Genomic DNA, 18,863 nt, shown 5'->3' with positions numbered 1-18,863 from the left:
AAAACCCACGGCGCATGGAGGCGCGATGTCTCTCACGATCCTGTTCATGCCGGAGAGTGCCTACGGGCCGACGAACAACTGCATCGGCATCGGTGACATTCTCCGTAAGCGCGGTCACCGTGTCGTCTTCGCGGCCGAGGCCTCCTGGAAGGGGAAATTGACGGCCCTCGGATTCGAGGAGGACCTGGTCGATCTGGCACCTCCGACCGAGGAGGAGCAGGACGCCGGTCAGTTCTGGAAGGACTTCATCCGGGACACCGCCCCGGAATACCGCAAATCCACTCTTGAGCAACTGGAGACGGTCACCAAGCCGATCTGGGAGTCGCTTATCGATGGCGTGAAGTACTGCGAGCCCCAGCTGAGGTCGATCATCGAGCGCGTCCGGCCCGACGTGATCGTCGAGGACAACGTGATCACCTTCCCGGCGCTGCTGACGGCCGGCAAGCCGTTCGTCCGCATCGTCTCCTGCAACCCGCTGGAGGTGCGCGGCGAGGGCGTGGCCCCGGTGTTCTCCGGGCTGCCCGCCGACGACCGCTCGGAGTGGGAGGCCTTCCGCGCCGAGTACGACCGCACCCACCGCGAGATGTGGACCGCCTTCAACGAGTGGGTCGTCGCCCAGGGCGCCCCGGCCCTGCCCGAACTGGACTTCATCCACCAGGGCGACCTCAACCTCTACGTCTACCCGGAGATCCTCGACTACGTCGACGCCCGGCCGCTGGACGGCACCTGGCACCGCCTCGACTCCTCGGTGCGCGAGACCGACGACGCCTTCGAGCTCCCCGCCTCGCTGGCGGAGCAGGACGGCCCGCTGGTCTACTTCTCGCTCGGCTCGCTCGGTTCGGCCGACGTCGACCTGATGCAGCGCGTCATCGACGTGCTGGCCACCACGCCGTACCGCTTCATCGTGTCCAAGGGCCCGCTCCATGAGGAGATCAAGCTCGCCCACAACATGTGGGGCGCCGAGTTCGTGCCGCAGACCAAGATCATCCCGATGGTCGACCTGGTCATCACGCACGGCGGCAACAACACCACCACCGAGGCGCTGCACTTCGGCAAGCCGATGATCCTGCTGCCGCTGTTCTGGGACCAGTACGACAACGCCCAGCGAGTCCACGAGCTGGGCTACGGTGTGCGCCTGGCCACCTACGCCTTCACCGACGAGGAGTTGACCGGCGCGCTGGAGCGGCTGCTCGGTGACACCGAGCTCCGCGCGCGCCTGGCCGCCGCCGGCGAGGAGATCCGCAGGCGGGACGGCCTGCGCAAGGCCGCCGACCTGATCGAGCAGGCCGGCGCCTGACGGTTCCCCGCACCACCACGATGAGGAAAGTTCCATGGGTAAGTTGATCAATCCGGCAACCGGAGAGCTCCTGACGGAGGTGGCGGACACCCCCGTGGCGGAGGTGTCGGCTGCCGTGCGGCGGGCTCGCGCGGCCTTCGCGGAGTGGAGCGCGGCCACCCCGGCCGAGCGGGCCAGGGTGCTGTTGCGCTTCGCGGACCTCGTCGAGGCCGACGCCGAGGAGCTGACCCGGCTGGAGGTCGCCGAGACCGGCAAGCCCGCGGCGGTGTTCCGCGACGGCGAGTTGCCGTTCGCGGCCGACAATCTCCGGTTCTTCGCCGGTGCGGCCCGCTCGCTGGACGGCACCGGGGCCGGGGTGCTCAGCTCCGGCTACACCTCGGTGCTGGTCCGCCGTCCGGTCGGCGTCGTCGGCTCGATCGCGCCGTGGAACTTCCCCCTCGTCATGGCGGTGTGGAAGATCGGTCCCGCGCTGGCCGCGGGGAACGCGGTGGTCATCAAGCCCGCGCCGCAGACGCCGGGCACCACGCTCCGGCTGGCCGAGCTGTTCGCCCGCGCGGGCGCGCCGGACGGCCTGCTCCAGGTCGTCCTGGGCGACGCGGAGGTGGGCGAGGCCCTGGTCACCGACCCGGGCGTCGACATGGTGAGCGTCACCGGTTCCACCGCGACCGGCCGCGCGGTCATGCGGGGGGCGGCGGGCTCGTTGAAGCGGGTCCACCTCGAACTCGGCGGCAAGGCCCCGGCGCTGGTCTTCGGCGACGCGAACCTGGCCGAGATGGCCAGGGGCGTCGCCATGGGCGCCACCTACAACACCGGCCAGGACTGCACGGCCGCGACGCGCGTCTACATCTCCCGTGAGGTGTACGGCGAGGCGACGGAGGCGCTCCGTGAGACGTTGGCGCAGATCAGGGTCGGTGACCCGTGGGACCCGTCCACCGACATCGGCCCGCTGATCTCCGCCGCGCACCGCGACCGCGTGCACGGCTTCGTCGAGCGGTCCGGGGCCTCGGTGCTCTGCGGCGGCGCTCCCCTCGACGGCCCGGGGTTCTACTACCCGCCTACACTGATCGGTGACGCCCGCCAGGACAGCGAGATCGTCCAGGGTGAGCTTTTCGGCCCGGTGCTCGTGGCTCTGCCGTTCGACGGAGAGGACGAGGCGGTCCGGCTGGCCAACGACACCCCCTACGGTCTGGCCTCCTCGGTCTGGTCGAACGACGTGGCCAGGGCGCTGCGCGTCTCGCACCGGCTGGACGTGGGCGTGACCTGGGTGAACGACCACCTGCCCATCGCCTCGGAGGCTCCGCACGGCGGGGTGAAGGGAAGCGGCTTCGGCAAAGACATGAGTCAGGAGGCGGTGCAGGAATACTCTGTGACCCGTCACCTGATGATCAAGCACCAGGTTCCGGAGGTGAGGGATTCCTTCCGGCCAGCCTGAAAACTTTGATGTCAAATGTCCGTTTTGTACGGATATATCGGTATCTACTCCATTCGAAGTGACATAAAGGATGTGCTCAAATTGCTTTCGCCGCTTCCAAATCCGGCGAGGGGTTACGTAGGCCAGTGATGACACAAGACCGCCGGAGCCACCGCGCGTCAGGGGTGGGCAGCCGACTCCTGCCGGCGAACTGGCGTGTGCGTCCCCGTCTGGTCGCGCTGATCCTGCTCCCCACCGCGGCAGCCGTTCTGCTCACCGGCCTCCAGTTGACCTCCGCGCTCGCCACCGCCAGCGAGTACCGCCGGATGAGCCAGGTCGCCTCGCTGGTCGATTCCCTCGGCACCCTCGCCCACGAGATGGGGGAGGAGCGTGACCTCACCGCCTGGAACATCGCCTTCGGCAACCGCAACCGAGTGGCCAGGGTCAGAGACCAGCGAGCGGTCGTCGACCGCATCGGTGGCCAGGTCCTGAAGGCGATCGACGCCCTTGAGCCGTCGCAGGGCGCCCGGGTCGAGGCCGAGGTCGCCCAGGTCCGCCGCTGGCTGGAGGGCCTGCCCGGTCTGCGCAAGCCGATGGACGCACGCGGCGGTGTGTTGCCGCGTGCGGCGCTCAGCATGTACTCGCGGATGATCAACGACTTCCTCACGCTCCACGACGACCTCGGTCGAAGCGGTGGTGACGAACGTCTCATCGGTGACGCGCTCGCCCTGGGCGCGCTGAGCCGGGCCAAGGAGCAGGTCGCCAGGCAGCGGGGCACCCTCCTCGTCAGCTTCCTCGACCGCAAGTTCGACTTCGACGACACGGCTGACCTCCTCGGCGCCTACCGGAGCCAGCAGAGCGAGGTGAACGCCTTCCGGGCCACCGCGTCCGCCGGCGACATCAAGCGGTTCGACGAACTGGTCAGCGGGCAGCAGGTCGCCCAGGCCGACTCCATCCGAAGCCTCGCCATGTCGCGCATGCGCGAGAACAAGCCGCTGCAGCCGATCGGCCGCAGTTGGGTGCAGACCGCCGACACCTGGTACACCGCCTCCTCGGCGATCGTCAGCGGGATGCGCACCGAAGAGCGCAGCCTGGCGTCCGCCGTCGTGGCCCGCAGCCAGGAACTGGAGAGCAGCGAGCAGCGCAGCGCCATCATCTCGGGTGCGACGATCATCGTCCTGCTCGTCCTGATCCTGCTCATCACTCTCTGGGTGGCGGGGACCCTGGTCCGGCCGCTGCGCAAGCTGCGCAGCGAGGCGCTCGAGGTGGCCGACACCCGGCTCCCCGAGACGGTGCGCGCGCTGCGCGAGTCCGGGGACCTGGCTCCGAACGTCGAGGTGCCCTCCATCGGAGTGGCTTCCCGCGACGAGATCGGGGAAGTGGCCCGAGCCTTCGACGAGGTCCACCGCGAGGCCATCCGGCTGGCGGGCGACGAGGCCCGGCTGCGGAACAACGTCAACGCGATGTTCGTCAACCTCTCCCGGCGCACCCAGTCGCTCGTGGAGCGGCAGATCGACCTCATCGACGACCTGGAGCAGGGCGAGGAGGACGAGGGCCGGCTGGCCAGCCTCTTCAAGCTCGACCACCTGGCCACCCGTATGCGCCGCAACTCCGAGAACCTCCTGGTCCTCGCCGGCCAGGAGCAGAGCCGCCGGTGGAGCGAGCCGGTCCCGCTCAGCGACGTCGTCCGCGCCTCGCTGTCGGAGGTCGAGAACTACGAGCGGGTGTCCCTCCGCGTCGAGTCCGGCATCTCGATCATCGGCCAGGCCGTCAACGACATCGTCCACCTGGTCGCGGAGCTCGTCGAGAACGCGATCTTCTTCTCGCCGCAGGACACCAAGATCACGGTGACCAGCAACGGCAACGAGATGGGCGCCGTCATCCTGGCGGTCACCGACTCGGGCATCGGCATGAGCGACGAGGAGCTCGCCGAGGCCAACCGACGCCTGGCCGAACCTCCCGCGGTGGACCTGTCGGTCTCCCGCCGGATGGGTCTGTTCGTGGTCGGCCGTCTGGCCATGCGGCACGGCATCAGGGTGCAGCTCCGGCGTCCGGAGGTCGGCGGCCTGAGCGCCGTCGTGCTCCTGCCGAACCAGATCGTGGCCCAGCCCACGTCGATGCCCGAGCTGGCGATGGCGGGCCAGAACACCTCCTTCGGCTCGATGGACCCGTTCGGCTCCGTGCCGGCTCAGGCCCCGTTCGGTTCCATCCCGGCTCAGGACCCGTTCGGCGCGATGAAGAGCACCGACTCGTTCGGCGGAGGCACCGGACAGGGCCCCCGGCCGCAGGCCCCCAACGGCCTGTCCCCCAACGGCCTGTCCCCCAATGGCCTGTCCCCCAATGGCCTGTCTCCGAACGGCCTGGCCCCCGGCAGTCCGTCCCCCAACGGCCTGTCCCCGAACGGCCTGGCTCCGAGGCCGCCGCAGACGCCGCCCCAGGCACCGCCCGCGTCGCCTCGGACGTCGGCGCCCGCCTCCTCCGGGACCGATCAAGGGCCGGACATCTGGTCGGAGCCGGTGGTGTCCGCCTCCGCGGCGGAGGACACATGGTCCTCGTCCCTGACGTCGAACCCGGCGCCCTCCTTCCCGCCGGCCTGGCCGGAGGCGTCCCCGAACGATCCGTGGGCACCGCAGCCGGAGGTCACGGACAACACCCAGGCCCTCCCGGTGGTCGAGGTGCCGCCCGCGGGCCCGGAGTCCGGGGATGGGGAGTTCCTGCCGATCTTCGATGCGGTGGAGTCCGACTGGTTCCGCAAGAGCATGCCCGACTCCGAGACGGACTCCGCCGCGTCCACCGCGGAGTCCGGTACGGAGTCCGCCGCCGAGCCCCTGCCCCGGCGGGAGCCCCTGCCTCGGCGTGAAGCCCTGCCTCGGCGCGAGACTCTGCAGCGGCCGATGGAGCAGCGTGTCAAGAGAGGGCCGCAGGGGTTGGAGACGCAGAACGTCCCTCAGCTCTCACCGCAGCCCCCGCAGCAGCCCTTCCAGGGGCCCCCGCAGGGACCCGCGCACGGGCAGGGCTTCCCGGGACACGCGTCCCCGGAGCAGCAGTCCCGGCCGCCCCTTCCCACCCGCAGGCCCGCGTCGGTGAACAGGCAGGCGTGGAGCACCCCGGCCGACCAGGGCTGGGCCGCCGCGGAGGCCGCCAAGAAGCCCGCGGACGGCGGCGTGACCGGGGCAGGGCTCCCCAAGCGGGTCCCCAAGGCGAACCTCGTCCCCGGGTCCGCCTCGTCCGCGCCGGCCGCGCCCGCCGCTCCGGTTCCGCCCGTGTCGGCGGAGCGGGTACGCAGCCGCCTGTCCAGTTTCCAGCAAGGCGTGCGGCAGGGACGCGCTGAGATGAGCGAGCGCGCCAAGGCCGCCGAGGGAGAGAACCAGCAGTGAACAACCAACTCAGTCAGGCCGCTCGCGGCTTCAACTGGCTGATCACCGAGTTCGTCAAGGAGATGCCCGGGGTGGCACACGCGGTGATCGTCTCCGCGGACGGCCTCCCGCTGGCCTACTCCCAGGGCTTTCCCAAGGACCGGGCCGACCAGCTCGCCGCGATCACGGCCGGCCTGATCAGCCTGACCCAAGGTGCGTCCCGGGTGTTCGAGGGCGGACCGGTGGCTCAGACCGTGATCGAGATGCAGCGGGGACTCCTGCTGACCATGTCGATCAGCGACGGGTCCGCGCTGGCCGTACTGGCCTCGCCGGACTGCGACATGGGCCTTGTGGCCTACCAGATGACGCTGCTCACTGAGCGCGCCGGCCAGGCGCTGACGCCTGCGCTCCGCGCCGAACTGCAGTCGGCCCAGCGATAGGGGGGTGATATGGACGCACCAGGTTGGCGTGGCTCGGGGGAAGAACCCCCCCGCCCGTCTCAGGCCAAGAGCGGGCGAAACCGTCTGATTCGCCCGTACGCTGTGACCGGGGGAAGGACCGCCCCCCGCATGCAGCTCGCACTCGAGGCGCTGGTTTCCTCGGCGACGTTCGCGAGCGTGGACCTATCCACGCTCTCCACCGAATATCAGGCGATAATCACGCTGTCCCGGCAGGTGCGCTCGGTCGCCGAGCTCGCCGCTCTGTTGCGCATGCCGCTAGGCGTGACCCGGGTACTGATAGCGGACATGGCAGCCGAGGGCCTGGTGCAGATCCACCAGCCGTCGCTGGATGCTGGTAAGCCGGACCTCAACTTGCTTGAAAGGGTGCTCAGTGGGCTTCGCAGGCTCTGACGCCGGAATGACGTCGACGAAGATCGTCGTTGCCGGCGGATTCGGTGTCGGCAAGACGACCTTCGTTGGTGCGGTCTCCGAAATCATGCCGCTGACCACGGAAGCCGTGATGACGGAGGCGAGTGCGGAGGTCGACGACCTGTCGCACATTCCGACCAAGCGGACCACCACGGTCGCCATGGACTTCGGCCGGGTCTCGCTGGACCGCGATCTGATCCTGTACCTGTTCGGTACGCCGGGTCAGCACCGGTTCTGGTTCATGTGGGACGACCTCGTGAAGGGTGCGATCGGTGCGATCGTGCTCGTCGACACGCGGAGGCTGGCCGACAGCTTCCCGGCGATCGACTACTTCGAAGAGGCGGGCCTGCCGTTCGTCGTGGCTCTGAACGGTTTCGGCGGCACGCACATCCACGGTGAGGAGGAGGTGCGGGAAGCTCTGACGATCTCCCCGCACGTCCCCGTCGTCCGGACCGACGCACGGTCCCGCGACGCCGTGAAGTCAACCTTGATCACTTTGGTTGAGCACGTGCTCACCCTCAGGGTCTGACGTCCGGGCCCGGGTCCCGCCCCCGAACGGGTGGGACCCGGGTCTGCGGCCGTCTGAGGAATCTCGGCGGCCGATCCGCAGCCGTTCGGCCCCCTCCCGCGGCCTTTTTCGCCCGCCTTCCCCGCCGCCCGGACATCGCCCTGACCGCTCGGCCGACCTCCCGAACTCCCGGCCGCCCGTGCGCTCCACACGCTCTGTGTGCCGCGCGTCCCGCATGTTCCCATGACTCCCCGTACATCCCGTACGTTCCCATGGACCCTGCTACGCGTGCGTGTCTCCATGGCTCAGACGCCCTCTGTGCGGCCTCAGGTGCCCTCTCCCGCCCCAGGTGCCCCTCAAGCCCCATTCGCCCCTCTCCGTGGCTCAGGCGACCTCTCATGGCCTCATGTGAACTTCGCGGCTCTTGTAGTTTTCGTCCGGAGGGTGGGGTCCGGCGGGCCTCCACCGCGTCCGTCCTGCCCCGGTCCGATGTTCCCGGCGTCCCCCGCCCGGTGGGATGGAGGTTTCCCCACGAGGCCGTTCCGGTGTTCCCCGCACCGAGAGATCATCGCGAGACGCGGTCCGGTGCGTCCGCTCCGTGAATCACCAATCCGCCCGGGTGATTCGTGAATGGCGGGTCCACGGGAGATCGTTAATTCGGCCCGATTATTCGGAGAATGGAAGCGGGCCGAAAAAGACGGGCGGACGGGGGCCGGAAAGACGCCGTGCCCGGAACCGGGGCGGACCGATCACGGGAATTCACGGGAAAACCCCGATGGGGCGGTCCGGCGTCCGGGACGCCCGGCGGAAAACGACCGGAGACCTCACGACCGGCGTCACTTCCGTCCCCTCACTGAACGGGTCCACAGTGGACGCGCGGGACCGCTTCCCCCGAAACGACCGTGCGGACCTCCACGACACGACGTGCGAACGCCCGCCGCGTGGCCGTGCGGGCCCCTCCCGGCGTGACCGTGTGGAACGGAGACGGCCGGTGACGTGATGTCGCACGTCACCGGCCGTCTCGGTGCCGGAACCCGTACGGGTGGGTCCCGGGGTGCGCGGACCCGTTCACGGGCCCGCGCGGTGTCGGCGTGCCGTTCAGAGCGGCAGGGCCTCCACGATGGAGAAGCCTCCCGGCAGTTCCAGCTGCCGGTTGAGCCGGAAACCGGCCTTGTCCAGCAGTTCGGCGTACTGCGAGCCGCTGCGCTCCATGCCCTCCCCGAAGAGGGCGAGCATGCGCATGTCGACGTCCTTGCTGATGTGCGGGACGTCCTCGTCCGGTACGACGGCCTCGATCAGCAGCACCCGGCCGTCGTCGGCGACGGCTTCCCGGACGTTGCCCAGGATTCGCACGCAGTCGTCGTCGGACCAGTTGTGGAGCACGCTGCCGAGCAGGTAGACGTCTCCGCCGGCGGGAACCGAGGCGAAGAAGTCACCGGCGACGAATTTGCAACGATCTTCAAGCCCGGCCTCGGCGAAGAACTCCTTCGCCCCGCCGACCACCTGTTCCTGGTCGAAAAGCACCCCGCCGACCTCTGGGTTGGACTTCAGGACGGACGCGAGGATGTGGCCCTTGCCGCCGGCCACGTCCACCACGGTCCCCACCCCGGAGAAGTCGTAGCGCGACGCCACGGCGGTGGCGAACGGCTGTGCCCTGGCCGTCATGTAGTCGTCGAACAGCGCACCGGCCTCGGGCCTGCCCTTGAGGTAGCCGTACAGGGGGCCGAACCGCTCGACGAAGGCCGAGGTGCCGGTACGCACGGTCTGCGGGACCTTGCCCATGCCGTACCAGAAGCCGTCCTCTGTGATCATCCGCACGGCGGGCCGCAGCGAGCCGGGGACGTCACTGCGGAGCGCGGCACCCGCCTCGGTCAGCTCGTACACGCCGGGCGTCGTCGTGGTGACGACGCCCATCGCGGCGAGCTGGCGGAACACCCTGGCGAGTGAGGACGGGTTCGCACCGCACCGCAGGGCCAGCTCATCGACGCTCAACGGGCCGTCTCGCAGCTCGTCGGCGCAGCCGAGCTCGGCCATGGTGGCCAGGGCGGCGAAGCGTGAGATCCCACCGATCGCATCCCAGATCGGCGCCTGGGGGTCGCTCATGTGAATCCTCTCCGGCCGGGGGGCCGGACCGGTGTCGCCCGGCACACCCCGGTCCTTGTCCGCGCCTGGCTTCGGGGTGTCCGCGCCGGGCTCGATGGTGTCCGTCTCCGGTTCCGGGTCGCCGGCTCCGGGTTCGGGAGCCTCGCCGTCCGGCCCGGTGGTGTCCGCGCCGGAGGCGGGGGTGTCCGCGTCAGACGTGGTGGTGTCCGTGCCGTCCGCGTCAGACGTGGTGGTGTCCGTGTCGTCCGTGCCGGGCCCGGTGGTGTCCGCGTCCGGCGTGGGGACGTCCGTGTCCGGCCCGGTGGTGTCCGCGCCGGGGGTGGCGGTCTCCGGCGCGGAGCGCGGCGCCGCGCCTCCGGCCGCGGAGTCCGGCGGCCCCGGAACGCCGCGTACCAGGCGGCCGACCTCGCCGCGCAGGTGCACGAAGTCGGGATGCTCCCTGGTGGTGATCTGGTCGCGCGGCCCGGGGAGGTCCACGCGCAGGTCACCCACGATCCCGGCGGGGGACTTGGACAGGACCACGACGCGGTCACCGACGTAGACGCTCTCGTCGATGTCGTGGGTGATGAGCAGGATGGTCATGTTGTGCATGCTGCGGACCCGCAGGGTCAGGTCCTCCAGATCCTCGCGGGTCTGGGCGTCGACCGAGCCGAAGGGCTCGTCCATCAGCATCAGGGCCGGTCGGTAGGCCAGCGCGCGGGCGATGGACACCCGCTGCTGCATGCCCCCGGACAGCTGCCAGGGGAACTTGCCCGCGGCCTTCTCCAGGCCGACCTCGGAGAGCGCCTCCACGGCGGCCTCCCTGCGCTGCTTCTTGTCCATCCCCTTGCGGCGCAGCGGCAGCGCGACGTTGTCGGCCACCGACATCCACGGGAACAGGGACCGGCTGTAGTCCTGGAAGACCACGGCCAGGTTGTCCGGCGTCTGCTCGATGCGGACGCCGTTGAGCAGCACCTCCCCGCCGCTGGGCCGCAGCAGCCCCGCGATGGAGCGCAACAGGGTGGACTTGCCGCAGCCCGAGGGACCGACGATGCACACCAGCTCACCCTCGGCGACCTTCAGGTCGATGCCGCCCAGCGCGTGGTGGGCGCTCGGGCCGCTGCCGTAGGTATGGGTAAGGTTCGAAATTTCGAGCACAGCAGGTCCTCAGGTCGTCTGCTTGGCGGAGCGGTGCCACGACAGGACACGTCGTTCGACCGCAAGGAAGCCCGAGTTGAGCACGTATCCCAGGACGCCGAGCAGCACGATGCCCGCCCACACCCCGGTCATGTCGAAGCTCCTCTGGGCGTCCAGGAGCTGGAAGCCGATCCCGTCGGTGCTGCCCACCAGCTCGGAGATCACCATCAGGATCAACGCCAGCGACAGGCTGACCCGGAGCCCGGCGAAGATCTTCGGCATGGCCGAGGGCAGGATGATGCGGAACAGCCGCTCCCGGCCCGACAGTCCGAAGACCCGGGCGGTGTCCAGGTGCTGGCGGTCGACCTGACGGGCGCCCTCGCAGGCGTTGATCAGGATGGGCCAGATGATGCCGAACACGATCAGGCTGATCTGCATCCGGGGACCGATGCCGAACAGGGCCATGAAGAACGCCAGCAGCATGGGCGGGGGGATGGCACGGGCGAACTGGACGAGCGGGTCGACGAAGCGGAACAGCAGCGGGGAACGGCCCAGCGCGACCCCCACCACGACTCCGACCACCCCGGCCAGCACCCAGCCGATCAGCAGCCGGCTGACGCTGGCGGAGAAGTTGCTCAGCGCCGCGTCGTTGAGCCAGAGCCGCGCGGCGGGCTCGGTCAGCCACAGCCGCTTCATGCTTTCGACGATCTCCGTCGGCGGGGGGAACGCCAGCAGTTCCGCGTTGCGGGCGACCAACTCCCACAGCACCAGGACCACCGCCACCAGCCACAGACTGCCGACGGCACGCAGGACACGCGGCACCACGCCCATCATACCACCTCCGTGCGGGCGGTGTGCCAGCGGAAGGCCCGTCGTTCGGCCAGCACGAACAGGCCGTTGGTGACCAGGCCGATGACCCCCGCCCACAGGGCGGCGGCGACGATGTACTCCATCGCGTTCAGGCCGGTGCTGCTCTGCAGGACGTAGCTGCCGATGCCGTCCAGGCCACCGCCCAGCAGCTCAGCGCTGATCCCCACGATCAGCGCGATCGCGGAGGCCAGCCGCACCCCGGTGGCGATGAACGGGGCGGTGCTCGGCAGCGACACCCGCCACAGCACGGCCGACCGGCCGAAGCCGAAGCTGCGCAGCGTCTCCTTGGCGAGCGGGTCCACGTCCTTCAGGCCGTACATGGTGTTGATGAGGATCGGCCACGTCGCCGCATAGACGATCACCGTGACCTTCATGTCGAACTTGTCAGAGAAAAGGCTGAGCGCCAGCGGGATCAGCGCGACCGACGGGACGGGCCGGAGGAACTCCATGATCGGCCGGAAGGAGCGCTCCATGAAGGGAACGGTGCCGAGAAGGAAGCCCGCGCAGACGCCGACCACGGTGGCGATCAGCAGCCCGACGGCCCAGACGACCATGGTCGAGGCGATGTCGGCGACGAACTCGCCGTCGTTCGTCATCAGTACTGCTCGGCTGAGTACGGTGGAGGGCAGCGGGAACGCATCCGGGTCGATGAACCCGGTCCTGCCGGATGCCTCCAGAAGGCAGAACAGCCCTGCGACGCCCACGGCGCCGCAGAGCAGTCTGTTGCCGAGCAGGTCGCGTCCGGTCACCCCTGGCTTCCGGCGGGAAGCAGGCTCTTGGCGTCGATCGGGCTGGTCAGGTAACCGGCCTCTTCCATCAGGTCGGCCACCCGCTGCAGACGGGTCTCGTTGAGGCTGGTGGGGTAGTTACCGAGAGTGATGACGGCGGCGGTGGCCGCGTCGATCTTGGTGAAGGTCGGCAGGATCTCCTCGACCGCCTTGCGGTCGGAGGCGGCGATGTTCTGGGCCTTGGCCAGCGCGCGCTGGAAGGCGGCGACGGTCTTGGGGTTCTTCGACGCGAAGTCCTCCATGACGACGACACCGGCGATGGGGAAGTCCGCCGTGGAGTCGACCATGGTGTCGGCGAGCTTCTGGGCGCCGACGTTCTTCTGTGCCGCGGTGAGGTGCGGCTCTGTCATCCAGGCGGCGTCGACGAGGCCCTCCTTGAGCTTGTTGGACATCTCAGGGAAGGGGAACTCGAGGAACTCCACGTCGGCCTCGGTGAGGCCGTGGGTCTTCAGGACCGACCCCACGGACAGGGTTCCGATGTTCTTCTTGCTGTTGACCGCGATCTTCTTGCCCTTGAGGTCGGCGGGCGACTTGATCGAGGAGTCCTTCGGCACCATGAGGTTGAAGGTGTTGGGGGCGGCCTGGTAGAGGTCGGCGATGATCTTCATCTTGTGGCCGGCCGCGATGGCGAGGAAGGAGGAGACGTAGTTCGTCTGCGTGGCGTCCAGCGACCCTCCGATGAGGCTCTGCTGCGCCTGGGCGCCACCCGCCACCGGTTCGATGGTGACGGTGAGGCCCTCCTCCTTGAAGAAGCCCCGCTTGTTGGCGATGTAGAGGGCAGCCGAGTCGGGGATGGGCAGGGCACCGATCTTGATCTGCGCCTTCTCCAGACCGCCCGCCCCGGCGGTGGTACCGGCCGATGTGTCCGAGCCGCCGCAGGCGCTCAGCGCCAGTGCGGCCGCGACGCCTGCGATGACCGCCCGGCTCGCAAGTCTGAACCTCATGGGGTCTCCTTAGCTGCGTTTGATCGCCTCGTCCGGAACTCTGTGTGACTGAGCGGGCGACATAAGAGGAGGTACCGGGAGGCATGTGATCAAGGGGGAGGTATGCCGACCGCGGATCAGAGTAGCGGAGTAGATCAACCAAAATACAAATACCTCCCCTATCGCCCTCAAGCCCCAAAGCAGTCGTATATGGTGATCTTGTCTCACACGTAACAATCACCCTGAGTGATAGGTGGGGTGGTCATCGTCCAGGAGAAGATCGTTCCTGGGTGTGGGTCCGCGGGTGTGGAGCGGAGAGTGGCTGCCCGATTACGGGTGAAATGTGTGGCTTAGTGATAAAAAGCGAGCTATGTTCTGTTGGCCGATCTCATCCGGCTGTGCTCCAATAACCCCTACCCCATGGATGCGTCGGCGTCACTCCCACATCACTGCGTGACGCGATCCCGCCAAGCAGACGATCCGAGGAGAGGCAGCGGAGGCCAGTGAGGACAGGGTCAATCCCCAGCGAACGTGAAGCCGGGCTGGCGCCTGCCCTGGCATCCGACGATCAAGGGGTGCCGCAACAGAGCGGCCAGTCTCCGGACGGCGAGGGCCGCCAACCCGCGAAGGCCGTGAAGAACGGCAGCAAGTTCGCGCTCAAGAACTGGCGTGTGCGGTCGCGACTGCTCGCGCTCATCGCCATCCCCACGATCGCCGCGGCCGTACTGGGCGGTCTGCGCATCAACAGCTCGCTCGACAGCGCCGCCGCGTACGAACGCGTGCACACCGCCGCCGAGCTCACCGCCAGCCTGAGCCGCCTGGTCGACGAACTGCAGCTCGAACGAGACCTGTCGGCCCGATACGTGGCCCTGGGCCGCCCCCGCGGCAGCCTGCCGAACGTGGCCAAGCAGGACGGCATCGTCGACAAGGTCGCCCAGGAGGTGGGCGCGAGGATCGGCGAGGCCATCGACGGCGGCGCCGCGGAGGCGTTCGGAGACCGCGGCCAGGCCGAGCTCCTGCAGATCCGCGCCCGGATCAACGAGATCAAGAGCGTCCGCAAGACGGCGCTGGAGACCCAGCTCCCGGCCCTCCCCACGATCGCCGCGTACTCCCGGACCATCGCCGACCTGCTGTCCCTGCACGACGAGATCGTCCAGGGTGTCGCCGACCCGAACCTCAACGGCGGCGCCGCCGCGTTCGCCGCGCTGGGCCGGGCCAAGGAGCAGGCGTCCAGGGAGCGGGCCAACCTCGCCGTCGCCCTCGCCACCAAGGAGTTCAGCACCGAGGGCCTCAACGCCATGCTGGCCGCTCGCGCGCAGCGCGACAGTGAGCTCGCCACCTTCCGGGCCGAGGCCACGGTCAACGAGCGTCAGCTCTACGACGACACCGTCAGCAGCCAGAAGGTGGACCGCGCCGGAGCGCTCCGCGCCCGCGCCATCGTCCTCGCCCTCCAGGGCGCCGTGCTGACCAGGGTCGACGTCTCCGGGAACAGCCGCGGTGACCAGACCTGGTTCGACGCCTCCTCCGACATCGTCGACCGCATGCGCGCGGTGGAGGAGAAGGTCGCCGTCGCCGTCATCGACCGGAGCCGTCTGCTGCAGGAGGAGGAGCAGCGCAGCGCGCTGATCGCCGCCGCGGTGACGGTCGCGATCCTCATCCTCGTCCTGGTCATGACCGTGATCATGGCGCAGTCGCTGGTCAGGCCGCTGCGCCGGCTCCGTACCGAGGCGCTGGCCATCGCCGGCCAGCGTCTTCCCGAGACCGTGCAGAGCATGCGCGAGAGCGGGGAGGCCACGGAGGTGGAGGTCGCTCCGATCGGTGTGGCCTCCGACGACGAGATCGGTGAAGTGGCCCGGGCCTTCGACGAGGTCCACCGGGAGGCGATCCGCCTCGCGGGCCAGGAGGCCCGGCTGCGGAGCAACGTCAACTCGATGTTCGTCAACCTCTCCCGGCGCAGCCAGACCCTGGTCGAGCGCCAGCTCTCCCTCATCGAGAGCCTGGAGCACGGCGAGCAGGACGAGGAACGGCTCGGCAACCTGTTCCGCCTGGACCACCTGGCCACCCGCATGCGCCGCAACTCCGAGAACCTCCTGGTCCTCGCCGGGCAGGAGCCCGCACGCCGGTGGAGCCAGCCGGTTCCGCTGATCGACGTGGTCCGCGCCTCGCTGTCGGAGGTCGAGAACTACGAGCGGGTCCAGCTGCAGCTGTCCGCCGGAGTGTCCGTGGTCGGCACGTCCGTCAACGACGTCGTCCACCTGATCGCGGAGCTCGTGGAGAACGCCATCGCCTTCTCCCCTCGGGAGACCCGCGTCGTCGTCTCCAGCAACCGCATCGATGGCGGCGGCGTGATGGTCTCGGTGACCGACCTCGGCATCGGCATGACCGCCGAGGAACTCGCCCAGGCGAACTGGCGACTGGCCAACCCGCCGGTGGTCGACGTCTCGGTCTCCCGCCGCATGGGCCTGTTCGTGGTCGGCCGCCTGGCCCTGCGGCACGGCATCCGCGTCCAGCTCAGGCAGCAGGACAGCGGCGGTCTGACCGCCATGGTCCTGCTTCCCGAGAACCTGCTGGCCGTGAGCGGCGCCCGGCCGGGCGCCCCCGCGGCCTCGCCGAGCAGCGACTGGCCCGGTTCCATGATGTCGATGGACCGCCCGCCGGTGCTGGCCAGCCCGACCGGTCTCGACTCCAGGACGCCGTCCTTCGCCTCCTTCGAGGCGGCCCACCGCAACTCCTTCGCCTCCATCGACCTGGCGGCCCAGCAGTTCAACTCCTTCGACGCCGGACAGTCCTCCTTCGGAGGCGGCCAGTTCGGCCAGGCGCCGGCCGACACCCCGTGGCCCGGTCAGGTGCCGCCGCCCGGCACCGGTCCGGGCAACCCCCAGGACACGGCCGGCGGTTGGGCCGCGGCATCCCAGCCCGACCCGACGCCGTGGCAGGGTTCCGTGCCGCCGGGAGCCACCGGGGCGTGGCCCACCGGGCCGAGCGCTCCGACACGCGACAACCCTGCGGCGTGGCCCGGCTCCCAGGCGGGTGCCCAGGACTCCTGGTCCGCCTCGCCGCCCGCGGCCCCCGAGGCGTGGTCCGGTGCGTCGGCCGGCCCCGACACATGGTCCGCCTCGCCGCCCGCGGCTCCCGAGGCGTGGTCCGGTTCTCCGGCCGCTCCCGCGGCGTGGCCCGGCTCCCAGGCGGGTGCCCAGGACTCCTGGTCCGCCTCGCCGCCCGCGGCCCCCGCGGCCCCCGGGGCGTGGCCCGGCTCCCAGGCCGGTCCCGACTCCTGGTCCGGCTCCTCGAACCGGGGCGGCGACTCCGGAGGGTGGCCCTCCGGCGGCGACTCCGTCTCCTTCGAGGGCGGTCATGCCTTCGAAGCCGCGGACAACACCGGTCCCCTGCCCGCCATCCTCGACGCCTCGCCGATGGAGGAGGCCAGGGAGGAATTCCTCCCGATCTTCGCCGCGGTCGAGTCCGACTGGTTCAAGAAGGCCGATCCGGTCACCCCCGTCCAGGAACAGCCCGAGGAGATCCAGGAGACCGCCCAGCTCCAGCAGCCCGCGTCCGCGAACAGCTGGTCCTCGCCCGCCGACACGGGCTGGCAGGCGGCCAAGGCGGCGGCCGAGCCCTCGCTCGGCGGGATCACCGGCTCCGGGCTGCCCAAGCGGGTGCCGAAGGCCAACCTGGTACCGGGCACGGCCGCGTCCGACTCGGCCAACGCCCCCCAGACCCCCGCCCTGCGACCGACCGTCTCCCCGGAGGCGGTGCGCAACCGCCTGGCGAGTTTCCAGCAGGGAGTACGGCAGGGCCGCGCGGCGGCCAAGGGCGAGAGCGGGGACGGGCGGCCGTATCCCGACTTCCGGCGGGACGTTGAAGGAAACAAGGAGGACCGGTGAGCGAGCTCATCAAGGTCGCCAAGGAGGATGACACGTGCGCGAAATGAGCCAGGCCGCTCGGGGGGTCAATTGGCTGATCACCGACTTTGTGAACAACGTCCCAGGCGTGGCGCACACGGTCGTGGTGTCGGCTGACGGCCTGCCGTTGGCGTATTCCGACGGGTTCCCCCGCGACAGGGCGGACCAGCTGGCGGCGGTCGCCGCCGGCCTGATCAGCCTGACCCAGGGTGCGTCGCGGGTGTTCGAGGGAGGGGCGGTCACCCAGACCGTCGTGGAGATGCAGCGCGGACTGTTGCTGATCATGTCGATCAGTGACGGTTCCTGTCTGGCGGTGCTGGCCGCCGCCGACTGCGACATGGGACTCGTGGCTTACCAGATGACGCTGCTCGTCGAGCGGGCCGGCCAGGTTCTCACCCCGGCCGTCCGCGCGGAACTGCAGTCTTCCCACTCCCGGTGATGGCGATGACGCGAGGAGGCTGCCATGGCAGGTCGCGGCTGGAGCGGTGAGGGTGACCCGCTGGGCGGGTTACCGTACCAATCGATGGACGACCCCCACCGCCAGCAGGGGGGCCCTTCACATCTGACACAACCGGCTCCGATGGAGCAGAGCTCCCTCGTGCGGCCGTACGCCGTGACCGGGGGACGCACCGCCCCCCGGACCCAGCTCGCCCTGGAGGCGCTCGTCTCCTCGGCGACGTCCATCCATCACGATCTGTCCACCCGCACCCCGGAGTATCAGGCGATCAGCGCCCTGTGCCGGCAGGTGCGCTCGGTCGCTGAGATCTCCGCGATGCTCCGCATTCCGCTCGGTGTGACGCGGATCCTCGTCGCCGACATGGCGGCCGAGGGGCTCATCCAGCTGCACCAGCCGCAGCTGGACGCGGGCAAGCCGGATCTCAACCTCCTGGAAAGGGTGCTCAGTGGACTTCGCAGGCTCTAGTCGCGACGGTGGCCTGACATCGACGAAGATCGTCGTCGCCGGGGGCTTCGGGGTGGGGAAGACCACGTTCGTGGGGGCGGTATCGGAGATCGTGCCGTTGACGACCGAGGCGGTGATGACCGACGCCAGCGCCGGCATCGACGACCTCGGTCTGACCCCGAACAAGACCACCACCACGGTCGCGATGGACTTCGGCCGGGTCTCACTGGACCGGGACCTGATCCTGTACCTGTTCGGCACCCCGGGACAGCACCGGTTCTGGTTCATGTGGGACGACCTGGTGCGCGGTGCGATCGGTGCGATCGTGCTGGTCGACACGCGGAGGCTGGCCGACAGCTTCCCGGCGATCGACTACTTCGAGGAGGCCAAGCTGCCTTTCGTGGTCGCGGTCAACGGCTGGGACGGCAACTATCTGCACGGCGAGGACGAGGTACGGGAGGCGCTGACCCTGGCGCCGCACATCCCTATCTCCCGCACCGACGCCCGCTCGCGGGACGCGGTGAAGGCCACCCTCATCACGCTGGTCGAACACGCGCTCACCGTGCGGATGGCCGTCCCCGGCTGGGGCGGCCGCTAGACCCGTCCCGGGTCTGCGTCCCCGGTCTCCGTCCCGCCGGACGCCCCGCTCGCCCCGGCCTCCGGGCGGTGCTCCGTCACCACGACCGCCGCGGCGCTCCGCGCGGTGCCCTACGGCACCGCGCGGGCCCGGTCGCGCGCCGGGCGGCGTCACGATGTCCTGCGCCGTGCCCGGTTCCGCGTCGGGCGATGCCCCGCGTGTTGCCCGCTTCCGCACCGGAC

At 69.8% G+C, this 18,863-nt stretch carries 14 protein-coding genes; 10 read left to right on the top strand and 4 right to left on the bottom strand.

Annotated elements, in window-relative coordinates; all coding sequences use genetic code 11:
* The first annotated feature begins 25 nt into the window (after positions 1–25).
* The 6 genes from F4562_RS10230 (at position 26) to F4562_RS10205 (ending at position 7,462) form a co-directional block, all read left to right on the top strand.
* Positions 26–1,297, top strand: a complete 1,272-nt coding sequence (locus F4562_RS10230; protein WP_184539259.1) for a glycosyltransferase — start codon at positions 26–28, stop codon at positions 1,295–1,297.
* Positions 1,298–1,331: 34 nt separating this feature from the next.
* The gene (locus tag F4562_RS10225) at positions 1,332–2,729 is read left to right on the top strand and encodes an aminobutyraldehyde dehydrogenase (protein ID WP_184539261.1); all 1,398 of its coding nucleotides are present in this window, start codon (positions 1,332–1,334) and stop codon (positions 2,727–2,729) included.
* Between the two features lie 197 nt (positions 2,730–2,926).
* Positions 2,927–6,085: a nitrate- and nitrite sensing domain-containing protein gene (locus F4562_RS10220; RefSeq protein WP_184539263.1), complete on the top strand. Its 3,159-nt coding sequence runs from the start codon at positions 2,927–2,929 to the stop codon at positions 6,083–6,085.
* Complete coding sequence (locus F4562_RS10215; RefSeq protein WP_184539265.1) at positions 6,082–6,504, top strand: roadblock/LC7 domain-containing protein; 423 nt, start codon at positions 6,082–6,084, stop codon at positions 6,502–6,504. The genes F4562_RS10220 and F4562_RS10215 overlap by 4 nt, the downstream gene beginning before the upstream one ends.
* 9 nt (positions 6,505–6,513) lie before the next feature.
* Positions 6,514–6,915 carry a DUF742 domain-containing protein gene (locus tag F4562_RS10210; protein ID WP_184539267.1) on the top strand — a complete coding sequence of 134 codons (402 nt, stop codon included), beginning with the start codon at positions 6,514–6,516 and terminating at the stop codon, positions 6,913–6,915.
* A 7-nt stretch (positions 6,916–6,922) separates the two neighbouring features.
* Positions 6,923–7,462, top strand: coding sequence for a GTP-binding protein (locus F4562_RS10205; RefSeq protein ID WP_184539269.1), 540 nt, complete (start codon positions 6,923–6,925; stop codon positions 7,460–7,462).
* A gap of 1,077 nt (positions 7,463–8,539) precedes the next feature.
* On the opposite strand, the gene F4562_RS36270 is transcribed toward F4562_RS10205, so the two are convergent.
* The 4 genes from F4562_RS36270 to F4562_RS10180 are packed head-to-tail and all read right to left on the bottom strand — an operon-like array spanning position 8,540 to position 13,262.
* Positions 8,540–10,681 carry a methyltransferase gene (locus F4562_RS36270; protein ID WP_311733860.1) on the bottom strand — a complete coding sequence of 714 codons (2,142 nt, stop codon included), beginning with the start codon at positions 10,679–10,681 and terminating at the stop codon, positions 8,540–8,542.
* Positions 10,682–10,690: 9 nt separating this feature from the next.
* Positions 10,691–11,491 carry an ABC transporter permease gene (locus F4562_RS10190; protein ID WP_184539271.1) on the bottom strand — a complete coding sequence of 267 codons (801 nt, stop codon included), beginning with the start codon at positions 11,489–11,491 and terminating at the stop codon, positions 10,691–10,693.
* Positions 11,491–12,279 carry an ABC transporter permease gene (locus F4562_RS10185; protein WP_184539273.1) on the bottom strand — a complete coding sequence of 263 codons (789 nt, stop codon included), beginning with the start codon at positions 12,277–12,279 and terminating at the stop codon, positions 11,491–11,493. Before F4562_RS10185 ends, F4562_RS10190 begins: the two co-directional genes overlap by 1 nt.
* Positions 12,276–13,262 (bottom strand): ABC transporter substrate-binding protein, encoded by a 987-nt coding sequence (locus tag F4562_RS10180; protein ID WP_184539275.1) that lies wholly within the window; start codon positions 13,260–13,262, stop codon positions 12,276–12,278. Before F4562_RS10180 ends, F4562_RS10185 begins: the two co-directional genes overlap by 4 nt.
* A 554-nt stretch (positions 13,263–13,816) precedes the next feature.
* On the opposite strand from F4562_RS10180, the gene F4562_RS10175 reads away from it, so the two are divergent.
* Genes F4562_RS10175 through F4562_RS10160 form a run of 4 tightly spaced genes read left to right on the top strand, consistent with a single transcriptional unit; the run spans position 13,817 to position 18,642 of the window.
* Positions 13,817–17,125, top strand: a complete 3,309-nt coding sequence (locus F4562_RS10175; protein ID WP_184539276.1) for a sensor histidine kinase — start codon at positions 13,817–13,819, stop codon at positions 17,123–17,125.
* Positions 17,126–17,168: 43 nt separating this feature from the next.
* Positions 17,169–17,582, top strand: a complete 414-nt coding sequence (locus tag F4562_RS10170) for a roadblock/LC7 domain-containing protein (RefSeq protein WP_211263895.1) — start codon at positions 17,169–17,171, stop codon at positions 17,580–17,582.
* A 24-nt stretch (positions 17,583–17,606) separates the two neighbouring features.
* A complete protein-coding gene (locus tag F4562_RS10165; RefSeq protein WP_375782456.1) occupies positions 17,607–18,065 on the top strand; it encodes a DUF742 domain-containing protein in 459 nt (152 codons plus the stop codon).
* A 13-nt stretch (positions 18,066–18,078) separates the two neighbouring features.
* Positions 18,079–18,642 carry a GTP-binding protein gene (locus F4562_RS10160; RefSeq protein ID WP_184539635.1) on the top strand — a complete coding sequence of 188 codons (564 nt, stop codon included), beginning with the start codon at positions 18,079–18,081 and terminating at the stop codon, positions 18,640–18,642.
* The last annotated feature ends 221 nt before the right edge of the window (positions 18,643–18,863 follow it).

It is taken from the genome of Streptosporangium becharense (genome assembly GCF_014204985.1).
Taxonomy (GTDB): domain Bacteria; phylum Actinomycetota; class Actinomycetes; order Streptosporangiales; family Streptosporangiaceae; genus Streptosporangium; species Streptosporangium becharense.
Note: the sequence above shows the minus strand (reverse complement) of the source record. Positions and strands in the feature narration are given on the sequence as shown.

Coding starts and splice junctions, on each gene's coding strand:
- F4562_RS10230 (WP_184539259.1), top strand. CDS start 26: ATGTCTCTCACGATCCTGTTCATGCCGGAGAGTGCCTACGGGCCGACG.
- F4562_RS10225 (WP_184539261.1), top strand. CDS start 1,332: ATGGGTAAGTTGATCAATCCGGCAACCGGAGAGCTCCTGACGGAGGTG.
- F4562_RS10210 (WP_184539267.1), top strand. CDS start 6,514: ATGGACGCACCAGGTTGGCGTGGCTCGGGGGAAGAACCCCCCCGCCCG.
- F4562_RS10205 (WP_184539269.1), top strand. CDS start 6,923: ATGACGTCGACGAAGATCGTCGTTGCCGGCGGATTCGGTGTCGGCAAG.
- F4562_RS10190 (WP_184539271.1), bottom strand. CDS start 11,491: ATGGGCGTGGTGCCGCGTGTCCTGCGTGCCGTCGGCAGTCTGTGGCTG.
- F4562_RS10180 (WP_184539275.1), bottom strand. CDS start 13,262: ATGAGGTTCAGACTTGCGAGCCGGGCGGTCATCGCAGGCGTCGCGGCC.
- F4562_RS10170 (WP_211263895.1), top strand. CDS start 17,169: ATGAGCCAGGCCGCTCGGGGGGTCAATTGGCTGATCACCGACTTTGTG.
- F4562_RS10165 (WP_375782456.1), top strand. CDS start 17,607: ATGGCAGGTCGCGGCTGGAGCGGTGAGGGTGACCCGCTGGGCGGGTTA.